Here is a 12,392-nt window from a genome sequence, read left to right on the forward strand (position 1 = left end):
TAATATGATATGGGGCATACCCTAAAATTCTTTGAAATTTACTTAGGATTTGCTCCTTGTCATATTAATTTTATAAGTTAAACTACAAAAAATAATTTTTTAAAGCAACTAATTAAATCAAGAAAATTTTGTAAAATTTCTTCTTATTTCTTAGTTAATAACTCATCACTCTTCACGTTGTAGTTGTCATTAAATTTTAACTATTAAGTTAGATATAAATAAATAAAATTTAAATTATTTTTAAATTACTAATGACCGATCACCTTTCTACACAAGAGTTTCAAACATAAATTTTACATAAATATACATTTATTTTTAACTACATCTGCTTACCTTATTATAATTAATCATAGCTATCTAAAAAATCAGCAAATTAGATTATTATTTAATTTTATCCAAACTAATTAGTTTTTGCATTCTCATATAGTAAGTAATATATTTTTTAACAATGATTCATAACGAATTTTTATAAATTAAATAACATAAATTCAGACAAAAAATTTACATCAAAGTCGTAAATTGTATCATAGGGAACATTTTATGTTTTTAACTTACCCTTTAATTAAGTAAATATACTTTTGCAAGCAATTAAGCCCCATTTAAATAAACTGAAAATTTGCCAATTGAGTTCTTAAAACAATCAAGTTTTTTAAATGCGTTTTCAAGATATTTTTAAATAAATTGAATTGAATAACAAAGCATTAGAAATACAGCAATTGCTGAAACCTTTTATCTCCAAATCTTGACTTTAATATTTCAATAATCAAGCAAGGAACATGGTGCGATTACCATGACTGAAATTACCAAAACTCTCTGTCCTTACTGTGGTGTCGGCTGTGGTCTAGAAGTCTCCCCACCAGCACAACCAGGCAAAGCAACTCATCGAGATAGTCAAGGAAATCCTGTTTGGCGGGTGCGGGGCGACAAAAGCCATCCATCCAGTCAAGGTATGGTTTGTGTCAAAGGTGCCACGATCGCCGAGTCTTTAGACAAAAACAGACTGCAATACCCGATGGTACGAGAGTCCTTGGATCGGGAGTTCCGGCGTGTCAGTTGGGAAGAAGCTTTTGATCTCATCACCAAGCGCATCCAAACCGTGCGTTTCACCCAGGGGCCAGAAGCCATATGTATGTATGGTTCCGGTCAATTTCAGACTGAAGATTACTACATAGCCCAGAAGCTTTTGAAAGGATGCTTAGGCAGCAATAATTTTGATGCCAACTCTCGCCTATGTATGTCTAGCGCTGTGGCTGGGTACATCCAAAGCTTTGGTGCGGATGGGCCTCCTTGTTGTTATGAGGATTTGGAGTTAACTGACTGCGCCTTTTTAATTGGTACTAACACAGCGGAATGTCACCCCATCGTTTTCAACCGACTGGAGAAATACCACAAAAGGAATCGCAAAGTCAAAATGATTGTGGTCGATCCCCGTCGCACACCCACCGCAGAAGCAGCCGATCTACATCTAGCGATTCGCCCCGGTACAGATATCGACTTGTTGAATGGCATTGCTCACTTGTTAATGCGCTGGGGTCATATTGATGCTGGTTTTATTGATGAATGTACAAGTAACTTCTCTGCTTATGCTGAGGTAATTCGGCACTACTCTCCAGAGGTGGTAGCCCATCAATGCGGCATCAGCATTGAAGATTTAGAAACAGCAGCTAGGTACTGGGGTGAATCGCAGCGGGTACTTTCTCTGTGGTCAATGGGTGTGAATCAGTCCTCAGAAGGTACAGCGAAGGTGAGAACAATTATCAACCTGCATCTGATGACCGGACAAATCGGTAAGCCAGGAGCCGGGCCTTTTTCGCTCACAGGTCAGCCAAATGCCATGGGAGGAAGAGAAGCCGGGGGTTTAGCCCACTTGTTGCCTGGTTATCGATTGGTAAAAAATCCCCAGCACCGTGCCGAAGTTGAAGATGTTTGGGGACTGAAGCGAGGACAGATTTCACCTACTCCAGGCATGACCGCTTGGGACATGATTGTGGGGTTGGAAAACGGCTCTGTCGGCTTATTGTGGATTGCTGCTACCAATCCAGCGGTGAGTATGCCGGATTTGAAACGAACGAAAGCAGCGTTGATGCGATCGCCTTTTACCATTTACCAAGACGCCTATTACCCAACAGAAACAGCTGCCTACGCTCACGTCTTGTTGCCAGCAGCGCAATGGAGCGAGAAAACTGGCGTGATGACCAATTCTGAGCGAACAGTAACACTGTGTCCAGCATTCCGCCGACCGCCAGGAGAAGCAAAACCAGATTGGGAAATTTTTGCCGAAGTTGGACGCAGGTTAGGTTTTGTGGGCGAGTTTGCCTTTGCTAACTCAGCAGAAGTTTACGCGGAGTTTGTTAAATTAACTCGCGATCGCCCTTGCGATATGACAGGGTTGAGCCACGAGCAATTACAGATCAATGGCCCTACTCAATGGCCGCATCCGGAAGCAGGGACTAGGGAAGAATCTTCTACTAGCCCCCAGCCTCTAGCCTCTAGCCCCTCTGGTAAGCGCCTTTACACCGACTTGCGCTTTCACACTCCTGATGGACGTGCTCGGTTTGGAGCATATCACTCGCGAGGACTGGCGGAACCACCAGATCCCAATTATCCCTTTGTGCTGACGACTGGACGGCTTTACGGACATTGGCACACCCAAACACGCACCGGTCGAATTGAAAAAACTCGTCAAATGCACCCTGAACCGTTTATTGAAATTCATCCCCGTGATGCCGCTGTTTTGGGAATTAGTGATAACCAATTTGTAGAAGTGCGATCGCGCCGCTCCAAAGCTAAGTTTCCAGCCAAAATTACTAAGGCGATCGCTCCTGGTACGGTGTTTGTCCCTATGCATTGGGGGGCGCTGTGGGCAGACAATGCAGAAGCCAACGCTCTCACCCATCCAGAATCTTGCCCTGATTCCCTACAACCGGAATTAAAAGCCTGTGCGGTACAACTAGTACCAGCTACTGTTGAGCTAACAGTTGGGGAAATTTCACAGCGCGTTTATCAACAAATTTCTTGAAGAAAGAACTCAGAATATTCGGGCTTCTGGCTTATTTTCGCTCACTTCTGCTACTAAACTTCTGGCATAAAAATTTTTACCTCACGCAGAGGAGCAGAGAAAGAGTTAAAAATCGAGACTTTGGCAAGAGGCAATCGCACTCTACTATTTTTTGCATAGCTACAAGCAAATTTCATGGTCTAGTAAAACGCCTATTAATGATAAGCTGCTAAAGGCACCCCTTCCAACTGAGTAAATATTTTCATTTAAAAACGGGGTCTAGCAGATGCGGAAACTCTTTAAGCAAGTCAGAGAAACTAGCAAAGATGAGAAGTTCATGCACCTCATTGAAAATATAGAGGTGCTGGTATCTAAAGTTCTCTCTCTTTTTATGGTGCTGGTAATTTTAACAGCGATCGGAGATTTAGGTTTTTTTCTTTTTAAAGAGCTATTTACCGCGCCATACGGAAAATTCAATACCACATTATATAAAATATTTGGTTTATTTTTAAATATTTTAATAGCTTTAGAAATTTTAGAAAATATCACAGGTTATCTCAAAAAACACGTTCTGCAAGTAGAATTAGTAATCGTAACTTCATTGATAGCAGTGGCTCGTAAAATTATTATTCTTGACCTAGAGAAAGTATCAGGTGTTGATATTATTGGTCTAGGAGTAGCCATACTTGCTTTATCAATTAGTTATTGGATTATTCGTAGCACGAATGCCAGACATTAATTTGCAAGGGCAAGTTGATTATATAAAAAGTCACTGTTACTTTTTACTAATTCTATTTTGTTTCTGGTTTATGACAGAGTTTTTCCAATTTGAAGCAGATTTTGTTGAGTCCTTGCGCTGTATCCCCATGCAGGTACGTTGCAAACTAGATACTTGTGGAATTAAGCTGAAATTATCAGATTGGAACCACATGACTCAAGTGGAACGCCAAAATTTAGTTGAATTACCTTGCTCAACAGAATCTGAGATTCAAGCTTACCGAAAGTATATTCAAGATTTGATTTTACAACGCAATGGTACACCAGTGGGTGAATTGCCTATTGAGTCTCATCCTGCGTGGATGGATGCTCGGACTGTTCCAACGAGCGTTCATGAAAAAGCTCAGGAAGTAGGTATTATGATTACAACTGAACAATGGGCAAACTTAACTCCATTACAACGTTTTGCTTTGATTAAACTCAGCCGTTCTGGACACGAGAATAAAAATTTTGTACCTGCATTAAAGGAATTCAATCTGCTTGCAAAAGCATAGTTCAGAAATTAAAAATTTGCATAATTTAAATAAGTAGTAATTTACTTATAAATTAATAAAAAGCATATAAAAAATACACAAATATAGAAATACAAAGATAATATAACTTTTGTATCAGCAATTTTTTAGCATCAAATCGAGGACATGAAAATATGGCTGCCAAGAAAATTCTGATGCTTGTTGGGGACTATGTAGAGGATTATGAGGTGATGGTTCCCTTCCAAGCGCTACAAATGGTAGGACACACCATTCATGCTGTTTGCCCTGATAAAAAAGCAGGCGAACAAGTACGAACCGCAGTTCACGATTTTGAAGGCGACCAAACTTATAGTGAAAAACCCGGTCATAACTTCACTTTAAATGCGACTTTTGCAGAAGTAAAAGCTGACACCTATGATGCTCTAGTTATTCCTGGAGGACGTGCACCAGAATATATCCGGTTGAATCAAAAAGTATTAGAAATTACTCGTCACTTTGCCGAAGCGAACAAGCCGATCGCTGCGATTTGCCACGGTTTGCAAATCCTGGCGGCTGCGGATGTGCTGGTAGGAAAAAGCTGTACTGCCTATCCTGCCTGCGCTCCGGATGTTCGTCGTGCAGGTGGCACCTACGTAGAAATTCCAGCAAACGAGGCAATAGTTGATGGAAATTTGGTGACTGCCCCTGCTTGGCCTGCTCATCCTCGCTGGCTGGCAGAATTCCTCAAACTACTCGGCACGAAGATTGAGCATCTCGAAATGGCAGCAGTAAGTTAAGCAATTTTTGTAGGGTGGGCACTGTCCACAACGTCAAAATAAGGGTTGGAGGAAAGTTAGGCAGCCCACCTTACGGTTATTGAGAATAGCGCAACAAGATCTCAGATCGCCCATCTAAGGCTGCAAGCTCCTAAAATTAAAGGAACTGTATCGGCTATTACTGATACATTTCCTTGCTCACACTACAGTTTGCACCTGATACCAAGTTGCAATCATAGGTAGTATTTCTCCCCCAGCTTCCCCAGCTCCCCCTGCTTGCCAAAACTAATATGTTTGAACGCAACTAGGTATGAACGGGGGAAAGGTTTAAGCCAATATCATAACTTTTAGTAGTAAACAGTTAACAAAAAGCAGAAACTGATAGTTAATAACCTTAATAACATTTTTATTTTGATTTCTTTAATTTCCATTTTCTCAACAGAGAGTAAAGCTATAGTTGTATTTAGCAACGCTGCTATTGATGTGGCTAGGGTTAAGTCCTACTGCCAATTATTGTTTCGATATATTTATTACTACCCTGCAACTCAATGACGGGCAAAAACGCAAGACGAAATGCATTTCTGCGGCTAGTGTCTGGTAATGTAACAGCTTACGGATCAGAATTTCGCTACTCGCTGTTTCCCAGTAAAGAAGTAGTAATTGGACGCGATCCCAGCTGTCAAGTTGTCTTAGATGCCATGATGTATCGCATGGTATCTCGTCGTCATGCGGTGGTTCGTCCTCTCTCTTCATCAATCGATAGCGAATCTAACTGGGTTATTTGCGATCTCAATAGCGCCAATGGTACTTATTTAAATGGACAACGCTTGCAAGGTTGTCAGCAATTAATGCCGGGCGATCGCATTACTCTTGGCTATGACGGGCCAGAATTTGTATTTGAGTACACAATTAACCAGCAATATACTGTAATTTCATCTGTTTCTGACGCTACATCATTACCACCAGCAGGATATCAACCACCTACACTCCCTGATTCTTCAGTCAGTTTCACACAACTGTTTCCAATTATTTCTACTGGCAAAGACCTAACTCGTAAAGCTTATCTAATACCGGGAGTTCTCACGGTTGTCTTTGTTGTATTAATGTTTGCTACCGTAGGCGATCCACAAGCGAACCAAGTTATTGTCGGATCTTATATTGCATTCGCTGCCTACTACTTTATTTACCAATTGTGTGGAAAGCGTAAGCCTTGGTGGGTTTTATTAGGTGCAGCACTGACAACAATCATCATTTTGCTCAGTCCGCTGTTAGATTTTTTTATCTTTATATTTCGCGGTATCCTGCCGGGAAATTTGCCTTCAGATCAGGAATCTATTACCTTTACAGAATTGCTGATCCGCTACTTTTTTGGTGCGGGTTTGATGGAGGAATTGATCAAAGCATTACCTATACTGTTAGCATATGCAATCGGTAAAGGAGTGCGATCGCCCTGGCGAGAAAGTGTCGGTGTCTGGGAGCCTTTGGATGGCATTCTTTTGGGAACCGCTTCTGCTGTAGGCTTTACCTTATTAGAAACACTAGGGCAGTATGTACCACAAATTACACAAAATGTTGCCATTCAAGCGGGAGATGGTGCCGGTCAATTGGCAGGATTGCAACTGCTAATTCCTCGTATTTTAGGTTCTGTGGCAGGACATATGGCTTATAGTGGCTATCTCGGCTATTTTATTGGATTAGCTGTTCTCAAACCCAGAAAAAGCTGGCAAATATTGCTAATTGGCTACTTAACTGCTTCTGGACTCCATGCTTTATGGAACGCCACGGGAACTCTCAATGGCTTGTTATTGGTAGTTGTAGGTGTATTATCTTATGCCTTTTTGATGGCAGCAATTCTCAAGGCACGGGCACTATCACCCACACGCGAACACAATTTTGCTACTCGCTTTCTTGGCCCTAAGTAATTAGGTGACAGGGTAGAGGTTATAGAATACACTTTAGCGGCAGTAGCTTACCTACAAGTGACTAGTTTGTAGAAATAAATAATATTTTTTGTCTGTAGGTAGAGCGATGATAGAATTACCATCAAATTTTTTATACTAAAGAAAATGGCGCTTTTATAACTAGTAAATATGTTTCAAATAGCTACTGAAAGTAATACAAGCGCCACTTGCAGGCAGAACTACTGACCAAAAGAATGTAATTGATCCAGATATGGTGGAGTTTGAGTTTAGGCTTCTCCTTGAAGAGTGTTGATTTTGCGAAGTGCATAGTAAGCGATCGCCAAGCTAATTCTTGCTTGCTCGATTTCAGATAAATTTGTCCACTCGCCTTCGCCAACGTTATTAAATACAGTTTCTGCTGTTTTTTGTGGATCGTTGCTGCGCATGGCATAGGCATAAGGACGAGCTAGTACTAATAAATCCTCTTCTCCCCAACTAGGCAGTAAACTCTGAACACAATCCACTAACTGCTCTGCCATTGATTGCTTAGAGTTGATAATTTGAGCTGTTTTCTGAGCGATCGCCCTCAACCACTCTTGTGGTACACGTGCTGCAAAACTAGCTTGCAAACTCTCTTGAAGTTTAGCAGCTATGCTTTGATTCATGCTACAACCATATTTTTCTGTGCTAGCAGCCCACAGCGTATCTAGCTGGCTGTAAAAAGCTTGCGAGCGGACAGTAAGTTCATCTTCCAACACATCTTTGAGAGCAAACTGCTCTTCGAGTTGGATAAAATATTCTTCAGACTGCTCTTCGGATGGATTCCAAGGATAAGTAGCATCTTCAACTTGCAACAGAGCTTCTAAAAATTCTAAATGCATTTGAGATGGTAGGGTTTGGAAATCATCTGAGCCGTTGATTTTGTTATTCATGTGTCGTCTCCCAATCAATTGTTTTGTGGTATTTACAGCTACAACTGCTGGCACATAATTTCCGCACGGGAAATTTAAATTTGTGAGATAAATCTGATATTTTCTGCTGGATACTACAACTGCAAATAACACGTTTTAAGTATTGAAAAGTTTAGGAGTCTTCGATTGTAAACTCCCAAGAATGACTTCTCATGCTACCAAACTTTAATTGCATCCCTGGTTCTAAGGGGACTTCCTGGCGATGGATTTGCTGCCAACCATTAGGGCGTAAAATCCAGGTTGTACCGTAGGTAGATTTTTCTTGTAGATAATAGGTTCGCACGGGAGTAGTTCCTGTGAAAGTATTCCGGCATAAGATTTCGGCATGACTTTTAGACACCGATGGTTCGGGAATGACAATATCATTGTCTGCCGTGCGGCCGATCCGAGTCACACCACTTTGGAGTGTATAAGTATTACCAGCCGACTTTAACCAGGCAGCAGGAAATAAAGAGCCAATCCCAGGTATAGAAGTTTCTGGTAGTTCTGTAATTCCCTCCTCATAACTCCTGAGCAATTCACCATCAAATTCTGGGTGTAGATATAAAACCGGCAAAGTCCAAGCAGGTTGGTTGAATTTATAAACTGTTAATAGATGTTGCCTTGCCTCTGCGACAGCGTGATCTATTGGCAACCGCTTTCGTAAACCTTGGACAAAGGACTGAATAAACGAATGGCTTTCTTGATCGGCAATTTGATCTCGCATTCCCAAAACAGCGGGCACACCATTGCGAATCAGCACCTCCGCCAAACTGCTGGAGGGTATAGCTTGCCCCTCAACAGCAGCAGGTTGCGCCCCCCAGCAAGCATTAAAAACAGCCAGCTTGACACCAGTATGAGTTAATACTTGCGCCAATTCCATACCGTTGAGACGCATTTCGGGGTGCAAAAATAGATATCCTCCATCAGGGCCTGGTAGACCATGCCCCGCGTAAAAGAATATATTGTAAGCTGCTCTAGTTTCTAGCTCTTTAATTAACTGTTGTGGGGTTGGTTGCAAAAGTGTTTTGACAGTGCAAGGTGCGCATCCCTGAAAATTACTGCCAAGCAGAGAGCCATTGGCAAGGGATTGCTCTAAAATCGCAGCTTCTTTGTCTAGCTGGAGTTTTTGGTTTTCATCTTCTCCCAAAACCAGCAAAATATTTAAATCGCGGTCGGGACGTAAACGCGGTAGAGATTCAACTTCGCTTGTAGTACGACTAAATAAAATATTTTGGGACAGTGACATTGCCGACTGACCGGCTTCGCGTTGCATAATTTCCCAAGGCAAGGCAATTAACCTTGGATCGCGAATTTCCAGCCGAAAGCGCAAACGTGTATTCTGACCCATAGCGATACCAGAACTGCGTTCCAGACAGCCCAAGATCGGCCCGTCAAATACCCAGCGCCATAGGCTCATGCCTAAATATTGCATCAGACGACTGGTGTAATTGGTTGTCTGACTAGAACTAAGAGAAAGCAACTCGCTTGGGGGTATGTTTTGGGTTTGAGGTGTGACTCCAAAAGAAATGTCTAAGCGGCTATGAAGAGCAAACATTTGTTGCCACTCTTGCCATGCATGGGTTAAGCCCGGATGCCAAACGCAATCATGAATCACACGACCACTAGGATAAGGAGCTTCAAAAACGCAAATGGCGAAATTGTCAGGGCCGGTATTGACAAGATGTGTAATCGCCAAGTTCAGAGATGGATTCATTACATAAAAAGCGTAAGATGAAAAATTTCAAATAACTCAAATAACAAATAATTATTTTATAAGGCAAAAATTTGTCTTATTTTAAGTTACTGATTTTAGCTTTTACTTATACAACTTTAGGCTTTTACTAGTTTATCGATTTTTGACTCACTGCTGTTAACAGAACTAGTATCTATCTTGATGGTGGCACTCTATTCTCAGGCACAAGCGTAGGATTAGATTCAATGGATGGTTTTTCCCCAGAAGTGACAGCAGTATTGCTCGCCAGACATTGATTGATACCTTCAGGTGTGGGTGTAGATATAGAGGTATTCTGCAATGAATTAAAGTTGGCTAATTGCATCCTGACAACATCTCCGTGCTTCGCCAAAGGTTTTTTAGCTATGGGAGTTGATAGGGGATTGGATGGATTTGTAGATAAAGTTCCTTCTTCGGCTCCCAAGGAGCAGACTCGTAAGTATATCCAAGATTTCGGATTTGTCTGTTCTATACCTGGTTGTTCAATCCGCAAAATGCTACCAGCAGGAACAAGCACCGCTTTTGGAGGTGATGTGGTGGTACTAAATGATATTTCGCTCTTAGCCTGAATTATCTCAGGGCGATCGCTTGCTACAGGTGGTGGAGGCGTGACAGTAACAGGAGGATTAGTGCTTGTGATGGTTGGAGAATCAGGCACTTTCCCTTTTAAAAATCCTCCTTGGCGCAACAAGTATCCGAAAAAACCACCAAGGAGTACTAAGACTGAAAGAATAACTAACTGTAGTGGTACTTGCGAACGCTTGCTAGGAGCGGTATCGGGCATTACTTGAGTTTTTTGGTTATAGCTAAAACTCTCTGGCTTAACTTGTAAAGTTTGAGATAAAGAATTTCTAACTGTTGGAATGTTAAAAAGCTCAGGCGATACTTCTGCTAGCTTGGTTTCTGGTTCGGAGTATTGAACTTGATAGTGTACTAAAGCAACAGTGACATTATCATGTCCATTCACCGTGTTTGCTATCTCTATTAACCGATCTGTAATGCTTGCTATGTCAGTCTTTGCCTGCAATAGCGGTAAAATTTCTGTATCCCAATACTGTTCAACACGGTCGAAGTCACTCAAACCATCAGAACAAAGTAGGAAAATACAATCTTCGTCAAGGATAAAGCGTTCGGCAGAGGGATGTAATGAACTGCTAGGACTCATCCCCAATGCCTGTACCAAAGAACCGGAGGCACCTTGTTGCACGGCATCCCGGTAAATGGCATAACCCAACCGTACCTCACGAGAAGCAACATCATCATCGAGGGTTACTTGATAGCAGCCGTAAGGTGTAATCCAATAGGCACGACTGTCGCCAACATGAGCAATATAAATTTCATGTCCAACAGGTAAAGCCATCACCAGAGTTGTTCCCATCCGCTGTCGTCCTTGCCGACTTTCACTGTCGTTGCGCTGGCTGATTTTATCGTTAGCAACAGCTGCTGCTCGCTGTAAATCCTCTAGTAGAAGAATGGGATCTATATGATCGTGAGGAACTTTGGTTAGTTCTTGTACTTGGTGTTGAATAGTTTCAATCGCTAAATTTGATGCGACATTTCCACCCTCATGTCCACCAATACCGTCACAAACTATTGTTAAAGCACTAGTGTGGGGTGGTTTACTGATGATGCTACCGCTTTGAGGATAACAAGCATCTTCGTTACGTTGGCGACTTGGCCCTGTGTCGCTTTTAGTCGCAATCGTAATTTTGGGAGATTGGGTTTGGCCTAGTTCTGCCAGTCCTTTATCTAAAACTCTAATTAATTGCTCTGGAGCTTTGATTTCTTGGTCAATTAAACAACGACAAATTTCGCCTACAAATTCTGCGATCGCTGGTTTTGCTCCTGGCAGCAGTTGTTGCCAAAATTCACCTAATTCAGATAAGTTTGGGAGCGCAGCATCCTGAGAAGGAAATTCTAGCAATCGTACTAATGATCCTTCCACTCTTAGTAAATGGGAGTTCAGCAAACTAGAACCAACGCCCTCACTTACAAGAGGTTGCCACAGATGGGCTATCTGCCAAAGCCAATTTAGTTGGCGCATTGATGTAGCATCACGCCAAGCAGAGGTAAACTCGCTACATAAATCTACTTCACTTAAGGCTGCAATATCTGTAATTTTAATTGGAGATTTTTCTAACAGTAGTATTTCTTGTTCTTGCTGCCCATCAAAAATAGGCAAGACTCCGTATACCTGCGGTATATGCAAGCGATAAGAAATTAATCTTAAATAAGGTCTAATAGCTTGTAATTTTTCTGGATCTGGTGTTTGAGGTAAAAAACCAGGTTTGGTATCTAAAAGAATAGATTTATTTATAACTAAATAGCGATCGTCTAATATATCTCCCTTTTCACCCAAGCTCATACCATCTGTGACAGCCCAAAGGAAGCGTTTAGGTAAGGGTGTAGAGCATCGCTGGCAGAAGTTGTGGGTAAGAGGATTGGGAGCCTGACAATTTTCATTTGGGCAGTAGAGCGTAGCCGCATCATTTTCCATAGTTTTCCCACCGATCTGCAATTGGCAATTTCTTCAACATTAATAGCAGCGGCACTCTCAACCGCTAATGTTTCCTTAACTAGATCTATCCAACTTTGGATCATGATTTTAACTTGCAAAAGAAGCTAGGTGCTAAGGTCGGTCTAAACAATGTCCTCAGTCCACCTGAAGTTTCCTCTATGGGCTACTCCACCATCAGACCGGCTCAATTCACAACCTGCTATCAAACCATAAAGCTACCATGACTAGATTCCTTGGAATAATTACCCCTCTAGAAAGAAGAGAATGGGTTGGTATTTCTTTTAA

The 12,392-nt window shown here is 41.7% G+C and carries 8 protein-coding genes; 5 read left to right on the top strand and 3 right to left on the bottom strand.

Features of this window, described 5'->3' with window-relative positions; genetic code table 11:
• Nucleotides 1–790: 790 nt before the first annotated feature.
• The 5 genes from UYC_RS0107985 (at nucleotide 791) to UYC_RS0108010 (ending at nucleotide 6,925) form a co-directional block, all read left to right on the top strand.
• Nucleotides 791–3,019, top strand: coding sequence for a molybdopterin oxidoreductase family protein (locus UYC_RS0107985; RefSeq protein WP_016877341.1), 2,229 nt, complete (start codon nucleotides 791–793; stop codon nucleotides 3,017–3,019).
• Between the two features lie 265 nt (nucleotides 3,020–3,284).
• Entirely contained in the window at nucleotides 3,285–3,737 is a 453-nt protein-coding gene (locus UYC_RS0107995; RefSeq protein WP_016877339.1) for a phosphate-starvation-inducible PsiE family protein, read from the top strand.
• A 70-nt stretch (nucleotides 3,738–3,807) separates the two neighbouring features.
• Nucleotides 3,808–4,269 (top strand): nitrate reductase associated protein, encoded by a 462-nt coding sequence (locus tag UYC_RS0108000; RefSeq protein WP_026087651.1) that lies wholly within the window; start codon nucleotides 3,808–3,810, stop codon nucleotides 4,267–4,269.
• 152 nt (nucleotides 4,270–4,421) lie between these two features.
• Complete coding sequence (locus UYC_RS0108005) at nucleotides 4,422–5,024, top strand: DJ-1/PfpI family protein (protein WP_016877337.1); 603 nt, start codon at nucleotides 4,422–4,424, stop codon at nucleotides 5,022–5,024.
• Between the two features lie 527 nt (nucleotides 5,025–5,551).
• Nucleotides 5,552–6,925 (top strand): PrsW family glutamic-type intramembrane protease, encoded by a 1,374-nt coding sequence (locus tag UYC_RS0108010; RefSeq protein WP_016877336.1) that lies wholly within the window; start codon nucleotides 5,552–5,554, stop codon nucleotides 6,923–6,925.
• A gap of 266 nt (nucleotides 6,926–7,191) precedes the next feature.
• Here UYC_RS0108010 and UYC_RS0108015 read toward each other — a convergent pair whose 3' ends face one another.
• From UYC_RS0108015 to UYC_RS0108025, 3 genes are all read right to left on the bottom strand, one after another.
• Nucleotides 7,192–7,836: a hypothetical protein gene (locus UYC_RS0108015; RefSeq protein ID WP_016879340.1), complete on the bottom strand. Its 645-nt coding sequence runs from the start codon at nucleotides 7,834–7,836 to the stop codon at nucleotides 7,192–7,194.
• 151 nt (nucleotides 7,837–7,987) lie between these two features.
• Entirely contained in the window at nucleotides 7,988–9,571 is a 1,584-nt protein-coding gene (locus UYC_RS0108020; protein ID WP_016877334.1) for a CHAT domain-containing protein, read from the bottom strand.
• 172 nt (nucleotides 9,572–9,743) lie between these two features.
• Nucleotides 9,744–12,086: a protein phosphatase 2C domain-containing protein gene (locus tag UYC_RS0108025; RefSeq protein WP_026087650.1), complete on the bottom strand. Its 2,343-nt coding sequence runs from the start codon at nucleotides 12,084–12,086 to the stop codon at nucleotides 9,744–9,746.
• Between the last annotated feature and the right edge of the window lie 306 nt (nucleotides 12,087–12,392).

The sequence above is a fragment of the Chlorogloeopsis fritschii PCC 6912 genome (assembly GCF_000317285.1).
Taxonomy (GTDB): Bacteria; Cyanobacteriota; Cyanobacteriia; order Cyanobacteriales; family Nostocaceae; genus Chlorogloeopsis; species Chlorogloeopsis fritschii.